19 protein-coding genes are annotated in these 20,430 nt (G+C 42.6%); 11 read left to right on the forward strand and 8 right to left on the reverse strand.

The window, feature by feature from the left end; translation table 11 throughout:
• The first annotated feature begins 426 nt into the window (after positions 1 to 426).
• The gene (locus tag QZY09_RS16130) at positions 427 to 804 is read left to right on the forward strand and encodes a response regulator (protein ID WP_295674024.1); all 378 of its coding nucleotides are present in this window, start codon (positions 427 to 429) and stop codon (positions 802 to 804) included.
• A 714-nt stretch (positions 805 to 1,518) separates the two neighbouring features.
• Complete coding sequence (locus QZY09_RS16135; protein ID WP_295674026.1) at positions 1,519 to 2,895, forward strand: aspartate kinase; 1,377 nt, start codon at positions 1,519 to 1,521, stop codon at positions 2,893 to 2,895.
• Between the two features lie 124 nt (positions 2,896 to 3,019).
• Here QZY09_RS16135 and araA read toward each other — a convergent pair whose 3' ends face one another.
• The 4 genes from araA to QZY09_RS16155 form a co-directional block, all read right to left on the reverse strand.
• On the reverse strand, positions 3,020 to 4,510 hold the full coding sequence (gene araA / locus QZY09_RS16140) for an L-arabinose isomerase (protein ID WP_295674028.1): 1,491 nt from the start codon (positions 4,508 to 4,510) through the stop codon (positions 3,020 to 3,022).
• Positions 4,511 to 4,576: 66 nt separating this feature from the next.
• On the reverse strand, positions 4,577 to 5,275 hold the full coding sequence (locus QZY09_RS16145; RefSeq protein ID WP_295674030.1) for an L-ribulose-5-phosphate 4-epimerase: 699 nt from the start codon (positions 5,273 to 5,275) through the stop codon (positions 4,577 to 4,579).
• A gap of 2 nt (positions 5,276 to 5,277) precedes the next feature.
• Entirely contained in the window at positions 5,278 to 6,993 is a 1,716-nt protein-coding gene (locus QZY09_RS16150) for a ribulokinase (protein ID WP_295674031.1), read from the reverse strand.
• Positions 6,994 to 7,095: 102 nt separating this feature from the next.
• Positions 7,096 to 7,803, reverse strand: a complete 708-nt coding sequence (locus QZY09_RS16155) for an NUDIX domain-containing protein (protein ID WP_295674032.1) — start codon at positions 7,801 to 7,803, stop codon at positions 7,096 to 7,098.
• 324 nt (positions 7,804 to 8,127) lie between these two features.
• Here QZY09_RS16155 and QZY09_RS16160 point away from each other — a divergent pair, with 324 nt between their 5' ends.
• From QZY09_RS16160 to QZY09_RS16190, 7 genes are all read left to right on the forward strand, one after another.
• Positions 8,128 to 9,252, forward strand: coding sequence for an ABC transporter permease (locus QZY09_RS16160; protein WP_295674033.1), 1,125 nt, complete (start codon positions 8,128 to 8,130; stop codon positions 9,250 to 9,252).
• A 44-nt stretch (positions 9,253 to 9,296) separates the two neighbouring features.
• On the forward strand, positions 9,297 to 10,532 hold the full coding sequence (locus QZY09_RS16165; protein ID WP_295674034.1) for a PP2C family protein-serine/threonine phosphatase: 1,236 nt from the start codon (positions 9,297 to 9,299) through the stop codon (positions 10,530 to 10,532).
• A 152-nt stretch (positions 10,533 to 10,684) separates the two neighbouring features.
• Positions 10,685 to 11,077 (forward strand): four helix bundle protein, encoded by a 393-nt coding sequence (locus QZY09_RS16170; RefSeq protein ID WP_295674035.1) that lies wholly within the window; start codon positions 10,685 to 10,687, stop codon positions 11,075 to 11,077.
• 105 nt (positions 11,078 to 11,182) lie between these two features.
• Positions 11,183 to 11,785 (forward strand): ribonuclease HII, encoded by a 603-nt coding sequence (locus QZY09_RS16175; protein WP_295674038.1) that lies wholly within the window; start codon positions 11,183 to 11,185, stop codon positions 11,783 to 11,785.
• Positions 11,786 to 12,093: 308 nt separating this feature from the next.
• Positions 12,094 to 13,293, forward strand: a complete 1,200-nt coding sequence (locus tag QZY09_RS16180) for a glycosyltransferase family 4 protein (RefSeq protein ID WP_295674039.1) — start codon at positions 12,094 to 12,096, stop codon at positions 13,291 to 13,293.
• 106 nt (positions 13,294 to 13,399) lie between these two features.
• Positions 13,400 to 14,479 (forward strand): glycine cleavage system aminomethyltransferase GcvT, encoded by a 1,080-nt coding sequence (gcvT, locus tag QZY09_RS16185; RefSeq protein ID WP_295674040.1) that lies wholly within the window; start codon positions 13,400 to 13,402, stop codon positions 14,477 to 14,479.
• Between the two features lie 84 nt (positions 14,480 to 14,563).
• A complete protein-coding gene (locus QZY09_RS16190; protein WP_295674041.1) occupies positions 14,564 to 15,283 on the forward strand; it encodes a 2-phosphosulfolactate phosphatase in 720 nt (239 codons plus the stop codon).
• 63 nt (positions 15,284 to 15,346) lie between these two features.
• On the opposite strand, the gene QZY09_RS16195 is transcribed toward QZY09_RS16190, so the two are convergent.
• The 4 genes from QZY09_RS16195 to dtd all read right to left on the reverse strand — a co-directional run bounded on the left by QZY09_RS16195 (position 15,347) and on the right by dtd (position 17,651).
• A complete protein-coding gene (locus QZY09_RS16195) occupies positions 15,347 to 16,201 on the reverse strand; it encodes a DUF4349 domain-containing protein (protein WP_295674043.1) in 855 nt (284 codons plus the stop codon).
• A gap of 4 nt (positions 16,202 to 16,205) precedes the next feature.
• A complete protein-coding gene (locus QZY09_RS16200; RefSeq protein ID WP_295674045.1) occupies positions 16,206 to 16,535 on the reverse strand; it encodes a nucleotide pyrophosphohydrolase in 330 nt (109 codons plus the stop codon).
• 173 nt (positions 16,536 to 16,708) lie between these two features.
• The gene (locus tag QZY09_RS16205; RefSeq protein WP_295674046.1) at positions 16,709 to 17,083 is read right to left on the reverse strand and encodes a GxxExxY protein; all 375 of its coding nucleotides are present in this window, start codon (positions 17,081 to 17,083) and stop codon (positions 16,709 to 16,711) included.
• A 115-nt stretch (positions 17,084 to 17,198) separates the two neighbouring features.
• Positions 17,199 to 17,651 carry a D-aminoacyl-tRNA deacylase gene (dtd, locus tag QZY09_RS16210; RefSeq protein ID WP_295674047.1) on the reverse strand — a complete coding sequence of 151 codons (453 nt, stop codon included), beginning with the start codon at positions 17,649 to 17,651 and terminating at the stop codon, positions 17,199 to 17,201.
• Positions 17,652 to 17,801: 150 nt separating this feature from the next.
• Between dtd and QZY09_RS16215 the strand changes: the two genes are divergently transcribed.
• Both QZY09_RS16215 and QZY09_RS16220 read left to right on the forward strand, forming a co-directional pair.
• Positions 17,802 to 19,037 carry a cystathionine gamma-synthase family protein gene (locus tag QZY09_RS16215; RefSeq protein ID WP_295674049.1) on the forward strand — a complete coding sequence of 412 codons (1,236 nt, stop codon included), beginning with the start codon at positions 17,802 to 17,804 and terminating at the stop codon, positions 19,035 to 19,037.
• Positions 19,038 to 19,141: 104 nt separating this feature from the next.
• The gene (locus QZY09_RS16220) at positions 19,142 to 20,221 is read left to right on the forward strand and encodes a hypothetical protein (RefSeq protein ID WP_295674050.1); all 1,080 of its coding nucleotides are present in this window, start codon (positions 19,142 to 19,144) and stop codon (positions 20,219 to 20,221) included.
• Positions 20,222 to 20,430 lie beyond the last annotated feature (209 nt).

Genomic DNA, 20,430 nt, shown 5'->3' on the forward strand with positions numbered 1-20,430 from the left:
ATTCCGCCCCTCCTTTCACTTAATCCTACCATAATCCGGAAATTCTGTTGAGCGACGTCACCTGATAACGGTGAGTTAGACGCTGGCAAATTTGTGTCTTAAATTAAATGATCGGCATACGCAAAAGTACTCCCCAAATTAATGAATTAAAGACAGGGTGGTTAAGAGATGTGCATCCAACGAGAATGAATTATATGGAATATTCAACCGGCACTTACTCCCCAAAAACCTGATATTGTATATGAAACAAGCCTGCCTTAACTGATTTATATTGAATTTGCGTTTTATTTTGCCAGGTTAATTAATTTTCTTCATATAAATTTACCTAATGTGCCTGAAATCATTTTTTAACTGATTAAACCTAAATAGCTTTATAATCCCTATTAAGTAATAGCCTAGTTACCAAGTGCTTTAACTTTTGATTGTATGAAAAAGGTCCTTATAATAGAAGATGATGCTGATACTGCCCAATGCATCAATTATCTTATTAATGACTTAGGTTTTAAATATGAACAGTCTGACTCTATCCTGTCAACGATAGATATCATCAAAAGTAATCCTGACATCATTATATTGGATTATTATTTGCCGAATGGGCATGGCAGCCAGCTCTGTTCAGAATTAAAATCAAATTTACTTACAAAAGAAATTCCGGTCATTTTAATGTCGACCCACCCTAATCTTGGAAATATTTCAAAAGAGTGTGGTGCGGATGCTTACCTGGAAAAACCTTTTGATTTGAATACTTTGATAAAAATGGTTACTAAATTTACGATTCCTCCATTGTTAATTATCGCTCACTAAGTCAATTTAATATCGCAAGCATTACCGAAACAGAACCGGGAAATTAACAATTTGGTCTTAGATTTTTTGTTCAATTAATCAAGAAGCTAAATTAAGATTACGAAATAGTATAAAAGTGATTCACACAAGTGAAAGGTTTACAAACACATAGATTTAACTCTATTGGTAATACCGACAGAGAGCGATTGACCAATTTAACCAATCGGTTTAGTGAATTGGTAAAGGAATATAAATGCTTGCTTGAGAAATTTGATGCGCTCAAAAAACAGTCGAAAGACATAATGGCAAAATAGGTACGTACAGTCTTTTAGGGTTACCCTGGCATTAGTACAACTCAACATACTAATACCAGCCTTTATTAGCCGGAAGCTGCAAATAGCAGGTCGTTTGATGCTGGCGGACATCAGTATTTAGGTTATAATAGATACGATATATATATTTTTCATTGCCTATTTAGATTAATTCTAATTAAGCGCAAAGATAGAATCGGCAATTGAAGTAACAAGTATTATTTATAATTAATCTAAATAAAAATAAATAGCAATTAGCCGGCGCCATGGAAATTGCTGTGTATGTCTGCAATGCAACTGTTTGCCTTGAGTACATTGGATAAATCAACGGTTCATAACGTTCACCATCCAAAAAATACAGTTCTATTGTCCCATTAAAACAAAAATTAATAGCTTAGGCGAAAAAATAGATTGGATTTTAAGTATGCTAACTGTTGAAAAAATAGGCGGGACGTCCATGAGCGCCCTGGGTGAGGTAATTAATAATATTGTTTTGTTTGAACGCTCCGGGGAGCGTTTGTATAACCGTGTGCTGGTGGTTTCGGCTTTTTCGGGAGTTACTAATATATTGCTTGAAGATAAAAAGACCGGTGCGCCCGGCGTTTACCACCAACTGGCAAAATACCAGGATTTTCACGGGCCGTTAAAAGAGCTTGTTTTAAAATTGAAGGCCATTAACCAGCGCTACACGGGGCTGGGGCTCGATCTGGATGTCGCCGACCGCTTTATTGAAAACCATGTGGCCCGCGCACAGGTGTACCTCGAAAATTTATCGAATATACTGGCTTCGGGTTATGTGAGCCAGGAGGGGATCCTGCTGGCAGCAAGGGAAATCCTGGCCTCCATAGGCGAAACACATTCGGCATTTAACCTCACGCACATCTTACAGAACAAAGGCATCCGTGCAAAACTGATCGACCTGAGCGGCTTTGACGACCCCCGGCCGCTGACGATAGACCAGCGGATAAAGGAAGCATTTTCGACCGTAAAACTGGAAGATTGCCTTTGCATTGCTACCGGTTATGCCAAGGGCACCGAAGGTATCATGCGGGAATTTGACCGTGGTTATTCGGAAGTGACTTTTAGTAAGATCGCGGAGATCCTGAAACCGAAGGAGGCCATTATCCATAAAGAATATCACCTTTCCACCGCCGACCCTGCGCTTGTAGGAATTGAAAACTGCAAACCGGTAGGCTTTACCAATTATGATATAGCCGACCAGCTGGCCGATGTGGGTATGGAGGCCATCCACCCGAAAGCATCAAAACCGCTTGAGATCAATGGGATCCATTTGCGGATTAAAAATACTTTTGAGCCATCTCATCCTGGTACATTGATCACCAGGGAGTATATCTCAAAACAGAAACGGGTTGAGGTAATTACCGGGATGGATAAACTGGTAATGATAGATGCGTATGACCCCTTAATGGTTGGTAATGTGGGCAGTGATTTGCAGATCATGAAGCTGTTCCACAAACATGGCGTCAGCTATACTTTTAAAGCCACTAGCGCCAACAGTATTTCGATAGTGATATGGGAGAATGATTTTAATGAAGCACTGATAGCAGACCTGGAAGCAGTAGTGGAAAAGGTTACTGTAGAGCAGGTGGCTATGGTTTGCCTGCTTGGCACAAATATGGATCAGCCCGGTTTATTGGCTAAAAGCGCTGATGCACTCGCCAGCCATGACATCAACATTAAAAGTGTCGGGATGGCTCTAAGGAAAGTGAACATCCAGTTCCTGATAGCGCGGGAGGATTTTAAAACCGCGATCATAGCTTTAAATAAAGCAGTTGGTTAAGGCTACCGGATGACGGAACTAGCCAGAACCGTTCATGTTTTTTGCTGTTTATTGAATGACAGGCATATAAAAAAGAAACAGGCATACAGGTTTTTTACCCGGTATGCCTGTTTTGTAAAAATGCTTATTTATAGGCTGCCTCGTTCCACCGGATTTCATTTCGGAACTGATCAAGCCTGGTGTCTTTGCCAATCCGTAAAAACTCCAGCCCTGCCATATCTGCAAAATCCTGTAAATGTTCAGCAGTGAGGTTTTGGCTGTAGGCGGTATGATGGGCGCCCCCGGCATAGATCCATGCGGCACAGCCTGTTTTCATATCCGGGTACGGCTTCCAGAGTACACGTGCCACTGGCAGTTTAGGCAATTCATGTTGTGGTTCAACAGCGTCAACCTCGTTGATCAGCAGCCTGAAACGGTTGCCCATATCAATGATGGATGCATTTAATGCAGGCCCTCCGGCCACATTAAACACCAGGCGGGCAGGGTCAGCTTTGCCGCCAATACCCAGCGGGTGCACTTCAAGCGCTATTTTGCCTTTTGCTAAGGAACTGTCAATTTCGAGCATATGCGAACCCAGTACCAGGTTATTATCCGGGTCGAAATGATAAGTATAATCTTCCATAAAGGCATTGCCGCCTTTAAGCCCGCTGCCCATTACTTTAAATGCGCGTACCAGGGCCGCGGTCTTCCAGTCGCCTTCACCTGCAAACCCATAACCTGCCTCCATTAAGCGCTGGGCCGCAATACCCGGAAGCTGCACCATGCCATGCAAGTCTTCAAACGTATCAGTAAAACCTTTAAAGCCGCCATTTTCTAAAAACGTACGCAGGCCAATCTCAATTCTGGCAGCCTCGTAAACCGATGAATGCTTTTCTCCGCCTTTAAGCAGTGCAGCATCCATGGTATAAGTTGCTTCGTATTCGGCCACCAGCGCATCAATTGCTTCTTCGCTAACGGCGTTGATTACGGCAACAAGGTCGCCTACGCCATAGGTATTAACAGCATAGCCAAACTTAAGTTCCGCTTCCACCTTATCACCCTCGGTAACTGCTACAAAGCGCATATTATCGCCAAAGCGGGCAAACTTTGCACCCTGCCAGTCGTGCCAGCCGGCTGCCGCCCTTGTCCAGGCATCAATTTGTGCCAATACTTCGTTATCCTGCCAGTGGCCAACCACCACTTTCCGGTTTTTGCGCATGCGCGAAACAATAAATCCAAACTCACGATCGCCATGGGCGCTTTGGTTTAAATTCATAAAGTCCATATCAATCGAACTCCAGGGGATATCGCGGTTAAATTGGGTATGCAGGTGAAGCATCGGTTTTTGCAGGATACTTAAACCGCGGATCCACATTTTTGCAGGAGAGAAAGTATGCATCCAGGTAATAATACCAATACAGTTTTCGGCCCTGTTAGCCTCCATAAGGGTTTCATAAATTTCTTCCGTGCTCTTTACGATAGGCTTGTAGACAATACGAACGGGTATTTTTCCGGAAGCATCAATACCTTTTGCTATTTGCTGCGAATGTTCGGCAACAAGTTTTAGCGTTTCTTCGCCATAAAGATGCTGGCTGCCGGTGATAAACCAGACTTCAAATTTTTTCAGATCGATCATTACTCTTAGTTTATTTATTTATAATTCAGTTTGACGGAGACGGCCGCGGTGATGGCGCTCCCTGTTTTATTGGCCGTAATATGAACGCGGGCCATGTTTTCGTTCAAAATGTTTTTTTATCAATGATGCTTTAAGTCGCTGTACTTCCGGGTTTATTTGTTCGGTTAAGAGGGCCATTTGAGCTACCGATTCCAATACAGCGCTGTTATACACCGCTTTATCGGCCGTTTTTCCCCAGGTAAAAGGTGCATGGTTGCCAACCAGGATCATTTCAATTTCCCGGAAATGCAGGCCGCGCTCATTAAGGCAATTAATGATCTGGTGACCGGTTTCGTGTTCATAATCACCCTGTATCATTTCATCATCCATTGGGGCGGCACATGGGATATCAACCGTAAGATGATCAGCATGGGTAGTACCATATATCGGGATATCCCGTTGAGACTGCGCCCAGGCAGTGGCATAGGTAGAATGTGTGTGCACAATTCCGTTTACACTTTCCCAATTTTTATAGAGAACGGCGTGTGTTTTGGTATCAGATGATGGCCTTAAATTGCCTTCGATCACATTGCCTTCAAAATCCACGATCACCATTTTTTCAGGTCTAAGGTCCTTGTAGGGGACTCCGCTTGGTTTAATTGCAAAAACGCCCAAACTTCTGTCGGCTGCGCTTACGTTGCCAAAGGTAAACAGTACAAGGCCCAGCGCAGGCAATTGCATGTTTGCTTCAAAAGCTTCCTGCTTGATGTGTTGATAAATGCCCATGATTACCCCTGGTATATTTTGTGTTCATTATTGGATGATTTAACCGCGACCTGCCATTCCACAAATTTACCAAGGTCGTGATATTGCCGGTAGCGTTTGTTATATATTTCTTTTAGCTGGTTATCCGGATAATACGCTACATCAAACCCGCTGCCCATCGCCGCCATGGCATCTTCAACTGTAGGATAAATATCTGCAACAACTGCCGCAAACATGGCCGCGCCTAAAGCACAGGTATGCTCAAATTGATGGATCCGGATTGGCATACCCAATACATCGGCCATCATTTGCATTACAAACGGCGACTTTTTCGCTACGCCGCCGATACCTATGATTCCTTTAACTGGGATGCCTTCCTGGATAAAACGATCAACAATGCTTTTTGCGCCAAAACAGGTCGCTTCAGCCAGCGCGCGAAAGATCTTCGGTGCATCGCTGCCCAGGTTTAAACCTGTAACGGCACTTTTAAGCGTTTGATCGGCATCAGGTGTCCGGCGTCCGTTAAGCCAATCTATCGCCAGTTCATTATTCGCATCTATCGGGATCAATTGGGCCTGCCTGCTCAATTCAGGAATGATGCGTGCGCTTATTTCGTTTCGTAAAGCTTCTGCGGTTTTAGCATCTATTATTGCCGAATCTTTCAGCAAATTATTTAATGGCCATGAAATCACATTTTTAAACCATGCATAGGTGTCGCCAAATGCCGATTGTCCTGCTTCGAGGCCGGTCATTCCGGGAATAACAGAGCCATTTACCTGGCCGCAGATTCCTTTTACCAGTTTTCCCTGCATTTCTGCAGTGGGGGCCACTAAAATATCGCAGGTGGAAGTACCCATTACCTTACTGAGGTGATAGGGTTCTATCTGTCCGCCTACGGCGCCCATATGTGCGTCAAACGCGCCGACGCCTACGGCAACCTCAGTGGAAAGACCAAGCCGGCCGGCCCATTCTTTGGATAAATAGCCTGCTTTCTGGTCGGATGTAAACGTGTCGGTAAACAATCTCGAAGTAAAGCCCGATAATAGCGGATCAAGAGATGAGAAAAATTCATCGGGGGGTAATCCTCCGAATTCTTCGGCCCAAAGAGCCTTATGCCCGGCCGAACACCGGCCACGTTTTATGTTTCCCGCTCCGCTACCGCCTGTTAACAGGAAGGGGATCCAGTCGCAATGTTCCACCCAGGAGTAGCATTCCTCGCGTACCTGCTCATCGGACCTTAATATATGGAGTAATTTTGCCCAGAACCATTCGGACGAATAAATGCCACCAACATATTTAAGGTAATTGATATCAAATTTGGTTGCATGTTCGTTAATTTGTGCTGCTTCGTAAACCGAAGTGTGGTCTTTCCAAAGAACGAACATAGCATTGGGATTATTTTCAAATCCCGGTGTTAGCGCCAATGGCACACCATTGCTATCAACAGCTACCGGTGTTGACCCGGTGGTATCAACAGCTATCCCTTTAACAGCCTTAGCAGCATTACTGCCGCCAGCCTTTGCCAGGCAATCTTTTATGGTTGTTTCCAAACCCTCTATATAGTCAAGCGGGTGCTGCCTGAATTGGTTATCAGCCGCGTTACAGTACAAACCATCCCGCCACCGGGGATAATTGAACACAGAGGAAGCTATTTCATTGCCGTTTTTGGCGTTGATCAGTACGGAGCGAACGGAGTCGGTGCCGTAGTCCACTCCAATCACAAATTGGTCCTTATTCATAATCGGTTATATAATTCGTGTCAAAACAACACTTAATTATTTAAATAAACAAGTAATTGATAAAAACATTTAAAGTGTTCCCAGAGAAACGCAATAAAGCTACTAAAGATGAAGCGTGTCCGGATTTGGGATGAAATTCAGAAAGGCCTGGAATTTAGCATAATAATGCTGCATGTTTAGTTGGTAATAGTACGCGCCTCGTTTTGATCCCGCTTTATCCTTGTCGTTTAGTTTAATTAGTAACCCGGTAGCCAATACCCGCTTGCTAAAGTTCCTCTTATCAATTGTAGTATTAAAAACGCTTTCGTAAAGTATTTGCAGCTGTGGAAGCGTGAATTTTGGGGGCAGAAGTTCAAATAATATCGGGTGCAAAGCAGCTTTATAACGTATCCGCCTTTTGGCGGCCTCCACCATTTCCTGGTGATCAAAAACCAGCTTTGGAATGTGCTGAAGCGGAAACCATTCGGCATGGTAATCGTTGCTTAGCTGTGTTTCGTATTGATGGATGTCTATCAGCGCAAAATAAGCCACAGACGCTGTTCTTTCAATAGGATCGCGGCCGGTGTCGCCGAAGGTGTGCAACTGTTCCAGATAAACCCCATCTAAACCTGTTAGTTGTTTTAATATTCTGCTGGCGGCCTGGTCGATGCTTTCATTTGGTTGTACAAAGCCACCCATCAGGCTCCAGTTACCTTTTTCAGGCTGAAACCCTCTTTTTATCAAAAGGATCTTAAGTGTCTCCCCGTCAAAACCAAAAATAATACAATCAACTGCTAATAATAGTCGGATCTGTTTTGAATACTTATGCATTTTTTAAAGACTGGGACAATAAATGGTGAGCAAATATAAATTTTTTTCGGCGCGGAATAATTTATGAGGCGGTCACTTTTGTTAAAGGCATGCCTTGTTTACCTTGCTCTATAAAATACAAATGATTTTAACATCAATAATAGTAAGAATTATTAAGTGTTTATAATACAATAAAACAAATAGCTTTGTTTTGGTGATATTTGTTTAAGCGGATCAGGCTTTATAAATATTCATTGAATTTGCGCCGGAGAAAAAATCACAAGATCAAATTACCCAATTCAATCAAGCTCTCACAAAAATCCCTATCTTTATCCCAAAACAAGTTTGACTGATCTTAGCCCCTCGCAACGTACCTGGAAAGTGTTCAAGCGCAATAAAATTGCTGTTGGGGGGATGTTTTTTATCATCATAATTACCCTTATCGCCATATTGGGCTATTTGATAATGCCCGATTCAACCCCCATGGCCAACAACATGGCGATCCAGTTAAGTATTAAAAAACCAGGGTCTGAATTTATGATGCTGCGCCTGCGCAAAACTGAACCGGTGGATACGGTGAACATCTTCACTAAAATGCTCTTCGGGCAGCCTTCTTTTTATAGGGATATTCCAATAACAAACTATCACTATACGAAAGATTCAATTATTGCAGACGAATACATTGGCGCTGAAGATAAGCCTGAACGGAAGGCGTATTTTGCCCCGGCGGGCGGCACCAACGGTTTAAAAAATCCCACTTTAGGAGGCTGGGGGGCTTATCATCGAACTTTTTGGTTAGGCACTGATGTTTACGGACGCGATATGCTTAGCCGCCTGATTTTGGGGAGCCGCATCTCGTTAGCTGTTGGCTTAATGTCGGTTATCATCAGCATGTTGCTGGGGGTGACCATCGGGGCGGTGGCCGGCTATTTTGGAGGATGGATTGACGCTGCACTAAGCTGGCTGATGAATATTTTATGGGCGTTACCCGCATTGCTGCTGGTGATCGCCATTTCATTTGCCCTGGGAAAAGGCTTATGGCAAATATTTATAGCGGTAGGGCTGTCCATGTGGGTGGAAGTGGCCCGTTTGGTGCGCGGGCAGGTAATGAGCCTTAAACAGGTGGAGTTTGTTGAAGCTGCCCGGTCATTGGGTTTTAATAATACACGCATCATTTCCCGCCATATTTTGCCAAATATCGTTGGGCCTGTTTTGGTATTGGCTTCATCAAACTTTGCTTCGGCAATATTACTTGAAGCCGGTTTAAGTTTCCTGGGTTTTGGGGCGCAGCCCCCGATGCCTACATGGGGTAGCATGATAAAAGAGCATTACGGCTATATTGTAATGGATTCGGCATACCTGGCGATTATGCCCGGATTGGCGATCATGTTGTTGGTATATGCTTTTAATTTGGTTACGGTTGGATTGCGGGATGCATTCGATATAAAATCACAAAGTACCCGCATTTAAAAAAAATGTATTATTTTAGGCAGACCTTTTTTAATTAACTGATATTGGATATTGACGAAATTTCAGCCGAGGACGAACTCATTCGCTTGTTGCTTAAAAGGCAAACAGAGTTAAACGCGTTACTTGAAGTTACCCAGGCTATTAACAAAGATACCCGTACACCGGTGCTGATACAGATGCTGCAGGTTATATTAAAAAGTTACCTGCAGGTGGGCAAACTGCGTTTTTTAATTGAGCGGGACGGCAACTTTGTTTTGCTTTCAAAATACGGCGGAGACATTGAGCCTGTCGGCTCGCTGCATGTTGCCTGCCAAAAACTAAGCAAAGTAAAATGGCCGGAACCACTTGCAAACCATGAAGACGGCCTGCTTCGTACCTACGATTATTTTATTCCAATTTATCATAAAAAGAAGGCACTAGCCTATGCGCTGATCGGTGATTTTAACACCTCAAGCGAGTTGCTGAACAATGACCTTAACTTTATTCAAACCGTGATCAACGTAATAGTTGTTGCGCTTGAAAACAAAAAGTTGTTTAAGGAAAGGCTTGAATCCGAACGTTTTCACCGGGAAATGGAATTGGCAGCCGAAGTGCAGAACATGCTGATCCCTCTGAAAACCTATAAAGACAGCAGTGTTGAGGTAAGTGCAAGATATATCCCCCACCAAAATATCGGGGGTGATTATTTTGATTTTATCCGGCTGAATAAACATGAATTTTTATGGTGTATTGCTGATGTTTCGGGAAAGGGAATATCTGCCGCCTTGCTGATGGCAAATTTCCAGGCAAGTTTGCGGGCCTGGTCGGCAGTGGAAGACGACCTGACAAACGTTGTTGACCGGCTGAATAAGATTGTGATCAATAACACCAAAGGCGAACGTTTTATCACACTGTTCCTGGCCAAATACAACGAAAAAACCCGGAAACTCAATTATATCAATGCCGGGCACAACGCTACCATATTATTGTCGCAGGGCGAAGCCATTACCCTGAAACTGGGCACCACGATGATAGGTGTATTTGATGAACTGCCGTTTATTAACCAGGGCGAAATTGATATTGAACCCGGCACCCTGATTGTAAATTATACTGATGGTTTGCTGGATCATGAATACTCCGCCGACAAAACCTGGGGCGAAGAAAGCCTCATTGATTTTGTCAATACCCATGGTAAATCAGACCCCGACACCCTGAACGAAATGCTGATGGACCATATCAAGAAAGTGATCAAAGGCAAGCCTATAGATGATGTTACTTTGTTGACGCTGAGGATATTTTAGGAGAATGTGTTGGAAGGTTATAATGTTGGAAAGTTGTAATTTATAAGGTTGCGATGTTAAGATCATAAAAAAATGAAAAAGGAATAATCGACAAAGAAGTCGAATAGATTACACATAACCTTCAAACCTTTTCATAATTCCAAAAACAAAAAATGAGCAAAATAGATAGATTTGAGGATTTGGAAATTTGGAAAATCGCAAACGCTATTGCGGTAGATGTTTACCTGTTATGTGATAATGAACCGCTGAAATCTGATTGGGGTATGAAAGACCAGATCAGGAGGGCCGCGTGCTCAATGTCAGATAATATTGCTGAAGGCTTTGAATACAACAATAATCCGGATTTTATAAGGTTTTTAAATTATGCCAAAGGATCATCCGGGGAATTTAGGAACAAACTTGTTATTTTAAATAGATCGGGTAAAATGGAAGAAACGCTGTTTACTGATCTTTATTTAAGAAGTATTGAGTTCTCAAGCAAGACCAAAAGTTTAATAGAATATCTGAGAAAGTTTGAGGCTGACAAAAAAAGGCAAAAAGTTTAAGTGTGGTTTGAAATGTCAAAAAGAAATTTAAAAAGTGAAAGCCGTATAACGAAAGGTAAAAATCACATTCCAACGTTACAACCTTCCAACATTGCAACAAAGAGCATGTTACTAAGCAGATATCAGTTTGAATTGTTGGAGGCCGGGTGTGATGAAGCAGGACGAGGCTGTTTGGCTGGTCCCGTATTCGCCGCGGCAGTAATATTACCCGACGATTTTGAGCATGAATTACTTAACGACTCCAAACAATTAAACGAGCAGACCAGGTACCAACTGCGTGTCGAAATCGAACAAAAAGCCATTGCCTGGGCCGTTGCCCCGGTTGATAATGTGGAGATCGATGCCATAAATATCCTTAACGCCTCTTTCCTGGCTATGCACCGGGCAATTGACCAGCTTAAACTTGCACCGCAATTTTTGATAATCGACGGGAATAGGTTTAATAAATATAAATCTACGCCCCATCAATGTATCGTTGAAGGAGACGCTAAATACCTGAGTATCGCGGCAGCGTCTATTTTAGCTAAAACCTACCGTGATGATTATATGAAACAGATTGCTGCACAGTACCCGGAATACGACTGGCATAAAAACAAGGGTTACCCAACGGTAAAACACCGCGAAACAGTTTTGGCTCTCGGTTGCACACCCTACCACCGGCGTACGTTCAGGGTTAGCGATCCACAGCTCGATCTTTTTAACAAATAGTGGGGGAAAGAGTCAAGAATCAAGAACCAAGAGCCAGGAAAGTCTGAGAATCGGAATGAATTTATTAAAAGCAAACCAGCTGAGATAGTTTCTATCGAAACAGTTCTATTATACGCCAAATTATTTTTAAATCTTGATTCCTGGCTCCTGGTTCTTGACTCTTACATCCCCCTCTTACCAACAAGTGTTAAAAGTAAACAGTTTCTTTGCTTTTTTAATGTAATTAATTTGCACAAAACGGGGCGATAGGTGTTGTTAAAGCGGGTAATTGCCTCAAATTATTATTTTTGCTCAAAACCTGACAGGCATTGAAGATACTTTTTTTAACCCATCGCGTACCTTTTCCGCAAAACGGCGGTTACCCCATTGTGGTTTGCAATACCATCAGGGGCCTGGTTAACCTTGGGCATGAAGTTTCGCTGGTAGCGCTTAACGCGAAAAAGAACCACCATCAGCATAACGACGATGATAAGGACCTGTTATCCAGAATAAAATACAGGGCTTTTGATATCGATATTAACGTATCAGTATTTGATGTGGCGGTAAATTTGTTCAGCAAAACGTCGTTTAATATCGACAGGTATTATGATGTTGGATTTGAAAGGTTATTAATAGCCGAGCTTAAAAAAACCAATTACGATATTATACAGTTTGAAGGCTTGCTGGTTTCGCTTTATATGACGGCGGTCCGCAAAAACTCAAAAGCAAAATTAATTTACCGTTTGCACAATGTTGAAAGCCAGATCTGGCACCGGCTTGCGCAACAAAAGAGCGATCCCTTTAAAAAATCGTACCTGAAAATGCATGCCAAGCGGATAAAAAATTACGAGCTGCAGCAATTAAATAATTTTGACGCTATAGCGGTGTTTACCGCCCAGGATAAAAGTACTTTGCTTGAATATGGTACAAAGATCCCGATACAAATATTGCATTTGGGGATAAATCTTGATCATTACAAACCTGATTTTAGTAAAACGGAATTTCCGAGCCTGTTCTTTTTAGGATCGCTGGACTGGCTGCCCAACCGCGAAGGGATAGAGTGGTTCCTGGAAAACTTTAAGCAGGAACTTACCGAAGGCGATTTGCGCGTAAAGTTTTATGTGGCGGGCAACGATATCCCGGAGCGTTTTGATGATTTCGAAGTGATGGGTAAAATATTTATACAGGGCGAGGTAGATGATGCGCTCGAATTTGTAAACAGCAAGTCGATAATGATTGTACCCTTACTATCAGGCGGTGGTATGCGGGTAAAAATAGTAGAAGGGATGGCGATGCAAAAATGCATTATCTCCACATCATTGGGGGCCGAGGGGATCAACTTCAAGAATGGTGAAGATATATTGATCGCCAACGACCAGGATGAGTTTTATGAAGCTATAAAACGCTGTATCGCTGATGAAGAATACTGCAAAAGTGTAGGATTGAATGCCCGCAAGCTGATTGAAGCAGAACACGATGTGAACAAGGTTACCCAAAAACTTATTGAGTTTTATCAGAAAATGATTTGAACATTTTGAGGTTTTGAATCGAACTTTCCGGATAAATCAAAAACTCAAAAATTAAAAATCCTTCAAATCGATAAATCGTGCTAATTTTGCGGCCTAATATTTTGCAATGAAGAATACCGCGTTAACTGACATCCACATAAAAGCAGGCGCTAAAATGGTGCCCTTTGCAGGTTATAATATGCCCGTGCAATATGCAGGCATTAACGTTGAACATGAAACCGTCCGCAAGGGCGTGGGTGTGTTTGATGTGAGCCATATGGGCGAATTTATTTTAAAGGGTGATCATGCGCTTGATCTGATCCAGCAGGTGACCAGTAACGATGCAGCTAAATTATACGATGGTAAAGTACAATACTCCTGCCTGCCTAATAATGACGGCGGCATAGTTGATGACCTTTTGGTGTATCGAATCGACCCGAAAACTTATATGCTGGTGGTTAACGCCTCGAACATTGATAAGGATTGGGACTGGATCAGCAGCTTTAATACTTACGGCGTAGATATGAAAAATATCTCTGACCGCACCTCGCTGCTGGCCATACAGGGCCCTAAAGCTGCCGAAGCTTTGCAAAGCCTTACCAATATTGACCTGGCGTCAATGGAATATTATACCTTTAAAAAGGGCACGTTTGCCGGGGTTGATAATGTGCTGGTATCGGCAACAGGTTATACCGGGGCAGGTGGCTTCGAGATTTATTTTGATAACCAATATGCGGAAGCCATATGGGACGCCATTTTTAAAGCAGGAGAACCATTCGGCATCAAACCTATTGGCCTGGGGGCAAGGGATACACTACGCCTTGAAATGGGCTTTTGCCTGTATGGTAATGATATTGACGATACCACTTCGCCATTAGAAGCCGGTTTAGGCTGGATTACCAAATTTACCAAGGAATTTACCAACTCCGCGGCATTGCAAAAGCAAAAGGAAGAGGGCGTAAAACGAAAACTGGTAGGTTTTGAAATGATAGACCGCGGCATTGCCCGCCATGATTACCCGATTGTTGATGCTGAAGGGAACGTTATTGGAAAAGTAACCTCAGGCACCCAATCTCCCAGCCTGCAAAAAGCGATCGGCATGGGTTATGTAAAAACTGAATTTGCGAAAGAAGGAACAGAGATCTTTATCAGCATCAGAGATAATAAAATAAAAGCCAGGGTGGTAAAACCGCCGTTCAACAAATAGGTCATTAGGTCATTGGGTCATTAAGTCATTGAATAGTTTGATAGTTGATCCGGCGACCTAATGACTCAATGACCTAATGACTCAATGACCAAGCTAAACGTCTGCCTTTCCCCGGCCCTGATCCCCCTGTATAATGTTGAGGATTATATCGTAGTGATCGTCGATATTTTCAGAGCTACCTCATCCATCTGTTATGGTATTGAAAATGGCGCCGAAGCGATCATCCCGGTATCCTTGGTGGAAGAATGTGCCGCCTACCGTGAAAAGGGGCTCGACTATTTACTGGCCGCCGAACGTGATGGCAAAGTAGTTGAAGGTTTTGATTTTGGCAATTCACCATTCTCCTACACAAAAGAAAAAGTGGCCGGCAAAATGGTTGTGTTAACTACTACCAACGGTACGCATGCTTTGCATCTTAGCCGCGCTGCCAAAAAAATCGTGATCGGCTCATTTTTAAACCTGACATCGCTTTGCGACTGGCTGAAACTGCAAAACGAAAACGTTTTGCTGGTATGCGCCGGATGGAAAAATAATTTCAATCTGGAAGATACCCTGTTTGCCGGCGCTGCTGTGGAGCAATTAAAAACAGGCGATTTTAAACCGGATGATGCCGCCATTGCCGCTAATGACCTTTACCAGTTGGGCAAACATGACCTGAACGAATACCTCAAAAAAACATCGCACAGCGAGCGCCTTAAAAAATTAGGCATTGAAAAAGATATTGAATTTTGTTTGCAGGTTGATTTGATCACGGCGATACCGGTTTTGGATGGCGAAAGGTTAATTAAGTTGCAGCGGCAGTAATTGGGGACAGTTATAAAGCCATCGTTAAACTGCCACTTTCAACTGCTACCGCCACTCATTAAATCACTTAGTTACTGCTTCGGCCTTTTTCAGCGGGTGACTTTTCAACCAGCCTTTTATGACGAAGTATAGGATAACGCCAATTATCCATAATGGCCAAACTGCTAAACAGCCAAAAAAGAATGCGCCCAAATCGGCCCAGCCGCTTGAAATTGCGTTGGTGAATTTTGAACCGAAAGTCCGGTCATCATTTTTTACGATTTGTTTGGTATAAAAAGTAATATCCAATGAGCTGTATTCCACCTGTTTGGTTAAATAATTAAGCTGTGCCTGGGTTGAATCGATGGACGTTTCAATTTCCGAAATTTTATTTTCAATTTGCAGCAGGTCAGACATTTTATTGCCCTTTTTTAACAGATCGACATAACGGTCTTCCAGTTTCTTTTTATTGGCGAGGTGGGTGGTGATGTCGATATACTCGCTGGTGACATCCCTTGCGCGGATGTTTTTTGAATCAACCCTTGTTGCATTTGAAGAAACATTGGTTAAAAACAGATCGAAATTTTTTTCAGGGATCCGGATCTTCAAAAGGCATTCATTCCGGGTATTAACGCTATCATTCGATTCAACTTCTCCGGCGATATATCCGCCCAACTTTTGTACCGAATTATAAATGGACTTGCGCGTCTCGGCAATATTTTTCGTTTCAAAACTGATTTCCCCCTCTTTTATGATCTTGCGGCTAACTGTCTCCTCAACTGGTCCCTGTGCGACAGCTTTATCCTTACTAACGTCGTAATCTTTTTCAGCCGGGGCCCTTAAGGCCATATTCATCACTTTTGCCTTTTCTTTTCCTTCGTTGTTATTGCAACCGGCAACGGCAATCATTAGTGCGGCGGCATAGATCAGCTTTTTCATATTTTTATGGTTTGAGTTTCTCGTTATTCCGATGCCGGTCAGCGTCACGGATACTTTTTTTCTCCATGTTCTTTTCCAGGGCATCGGTCAGGTCAACACCGGTTTGGTTGGCCAGGCAGATGAGTACAAAAAGCACATCGGCCATTTCATCCGCCAGGTTAACTTCAGTATCCGATTTTTTGAATGATTGCTCGCCATATTGCCTTGCCATTATGCGGGCCACTTCGCCAACTTCTTCCATTAAAATGGCGGTGTTGGTGAGTTCATTAAAATATCGGATACCCATCGTGTTTATCCATTTATCTACAAGATGCTGCGCTTCTTTAATTTCCATAATTATATTTACACTAATTTTTCGAATTGTTGCGAATTACACGAATTGAATTGATAGACACGAATTGAATAAATAAACACTAATTACACGAATTTATTCGAATTGCACGAATTGAGAGGTTTTGGTATTATCGATGGCAGTTTAACTAAAAAACTTGTAAAGTTGATGACTATTTAAAATAATACCCTTTGATATTCTAACGAAGGGGTTCCAAAGTTTACGACAATGCCTAATCGAAGCCCTGAGGCTTTAAGATAATTAAGAGTTCGTTTAAGATATGGTTCACCAATGTAGTTGCCGATTTTTATTTCGAGAATGATATTTTCATAAACAACAAAATCAGCAACGAAGAAGTGTTTAAGTTTATGCCCCTTGTAGGTTATAGTGTAAGGCTTTTCTCTTATAAAAGGAATTTCTAATTTAATTAATTCAAGTTCGAGTGCGTCTTTGTAAACAGTCTCTTTAAATCCATGACCTAATACTTTATGCACTTCAAAACAAGCTCCAATAATTTTGAATGATTCGTCTTTAAATAATATATCAGCCATAAATAGACACTAATTACACGAATGTATGCGAATTAAACAAATTTAAAGACCATCAATTCGTTCAATTAGATTTAATTCGTGGAATTAGTGTCAACTCAATTCGTGAAATTCGAACTCATTCGCGACTTTTCGTGTCTATTATTATTGTGACCGGTCCATCATTTACCAAAGCGATCTTCATATCGGCCCCAAAAATCCCTGTTTCAATTTTTTTGCTTGTTAATTCTTCCAGCACTTTGATCATCTTTTCATAAACCGGGATCGCCTTCTCCGGACGTGCGGCTCTGATAAACGAAGGCCTGTTCCCTTTTTTGGTTTGGGCGAAGAGGGTGAACTGGGAGATCAGCAGGATACCGCCGTTTATATCGGCCAATGCCTTATTCATCAGCCCGTTCTCATCGCCGAAAACGCGGAGATTGGAAATTTTTTGCGCCAGCCATTGGAGGTCGTCTTCGGTATCTGCATCTTCAATACCAAGCAACACCAAAAATCCGGTAGTTATGGCGCCTGTTATTTTGTTTTCAACCGTGCAACTGGCTTCTGAAACACGCTGTATTACTGCTCGCATAGTGATTAATACTAATTGTCACGAATGTATTCGAATTACACGAATTAGAGAAAAGAATATGACTTATTTGGTCTATTTGAATCGGTTCGTAAAAAATAATACCGGTTCGATTCGTCAAATTCGTAATAATTCGTGAAATTCGCGGCCATTATGACTCATAAGAAGGGTTTTACAACTACCATATTACATTCCGACCGTTTAGGCAAACCCGAACACGGCGCGCTGCATAAACCGATCCATACCTCCGTAACCTTTGGTTACGACGATGTGCAGGACCTGGTGGATATTTTTCAGAATAAGAAAAAAGGATACGCTTACAGTCGCCAGGGTAGCCCCACAGCTTCCGCGCTGGAAACAAAAATAACCGCCATGGAAAATGGCATGGCTACCATCACGTTTTCTACAGGGATGGCCGCCATTACATCAACCATTTTGGCGCTGATCAAAAAAGGGGATCATATTGTGGCCAGTTCGTATTTATTTGGCAATACCCGCAGTGTGTTCCAGTCGTTTATTGATTTAGGGCTCGATTTTACATTTGTTGATGCTACCTCTATTGATGAGGTGAAAAAAGCGGTACAACCGAATACCCGCCTGCTTTTTGTTGAAACCATTGCCAACCCGGCAACGCAAATTGCCGATCTCGAAAAAATAGGCGACCTGTGTGCCGAAAAAGGTATTATTTACATGGTAGATAATACCATGACCTCGCCTTACCTGTTCAATCCAAAGAAAGTTAAAGCAAGTTTGGTAATGAACTCGCTGACCAAATATATTGGCGGCCATGGCAATGCCCTGGGCGGCAGCGTAACGGATACCGGCCTGTTTAATTGGGAGAACTATCCGAATATATTCCCCGGCTTTAAAACGCAGGTAAAACCCGAAGTGTTTGGTATTACCCAGATCAGGAAAAAAGGATTGAGGGATGCCGGTGGCACCTTATCGCCCGAAGCGGCACATTCTATCTCAGTTGGCTCCGAGACGCTGGCATTGCGCCTTGAAAGGGCCTGTAATAACGCTTTTGCCCTGGCTACCTTTTTTGAAGGCCACCCGATGATCAAAAAAGTATTTTATCCTGGGCTTGAATCGCACCCTCAGCATAAATTGGCAAGCCGCCTGTTTTTAAAATACGGTGGACTCATGAGCATCGAGCTGGATGAGAGCGTCGACTGTTTCGAGTTTTTAAATAAGCTGAAACTGGTGGTAAAATCGAGCAACCTGGGCGATACCCGTACGTTGGCTATCCCCGTGGCACATACCATTTTTAACGAACTCGGCCGCGAAAAAAGGGCCGAAATGGGCATATCTGAATCCATGATCAGGTTATCTATCGGTATTGAAGATCTGGATGATCTGCTGCATGATTTTAAGGTGGCGCTGGGATAGGGGCCGCAAGGCAGGAAGAAGTATTTTGAGCGTAAATTTCATAATATTCCTGGTTGAATACCGAATTTGTTTATATTTACATCATCTTAAATCTTATTTAGTTGATGAATATAAAATACGTCCTATGCCTTGCAGCGATAATTATTATTTTAATAACATCTTGCTCAAAAAGCCCATCGAATAAATCTGACAGCGGTCCAAAAACTACTGATACCACAACTTTACCCAATAATCATGCGCCTGATATATACCTCACAGGTGCGATTAATGGACCAACAAATAAACAGACGGCTACTTATTGGAAAAATGGCGCTGCAACGGTATTATCCAGTGCCGAAACCGACGGTTTATCTATTGCAGTATCCGGGAAAGATGTATACGTGGCTGGGATCAGGGCTGCTACTAATAGTAATGTCGTTGTAGTACTTTGGAAAAACGGCATATTAACCGATATCAGCGATAGTTCGCAATTCGCTACTTCCCGAGGAATGGTAATGCTGGGGAATGATGTTTATATAGCAGGTTATAAATTTGTTCCGGGAAGCACAAAGGGAATATTATGGAAAAATGGGGTGGAACAAGATTTGTCAAGTATCGGCAATGAAAATGTCTACCCACAGGGTATTTCAGTTAATGGCAGTGATATTTATATAACTGGCTATACAACTTCTGATTCAGGAACACCGGATGAAAATGCCATATACTGGAAAAACGGTATCGAAACCAAACTTCCTTTGGGTGACTTTACTACTTCAATAGCATCCAGTATTTGCGCGAGCGGCGCAGACATATATGTCGCCGGGTATGGCGTGGACAAGGTGACTGGTTTTAATGTCGCAGTATACTGGAAGAATGGTGTGGAATATAAATTGGGTGATATAAAATCTGATACATTTTCGGCAGCTATCGCAGTGCAGGGGACCAATGTGTACGTCGCCGGCACAGTTAGCGACGCTTCAGGGGTATCAACAGCCGTTTTGTGGAAAAATGGGGTCCTCAGCAAATTGGGCGACGGGTCATTAAATTCATATTGTACAGCCATGGGATTCGATGGGAACGACCTGTATATTGCGGGTCATAATCACTATGGCGCAGTGGTATGGAAAAATGGTGTGGCACAGCAAATAACAACAGACAATAGTTCAAACTCCGCGATATCGTCTTTAGTTTTGGTTCCAAAATAACATTCAGTAATCGCTTATAGTTTATCCATTGGTATTGAAGACCTGGACGATCTGCTGCATGATTTCAAAGTGGAGCTGGGGTAGACGATGGCGTTTAGTTTTTGATTGATAATTATGTATTTTTGTAATAGAAAAAGTGAAAAGTATGGTAACTATCAGCTCAACTTTGGAGGACATCATGAAACTGGACTATGCATCCAGGGAAATGC

Source organism: uncultured Mucilaginibacter sp. (genome assembly GCF_903913935.1).
GTDB lineage: Bacteria > Bacteroidota > Bacteroidia > Sphingobacteriales > Sphingobacteriaceae > Mucilaginibacter.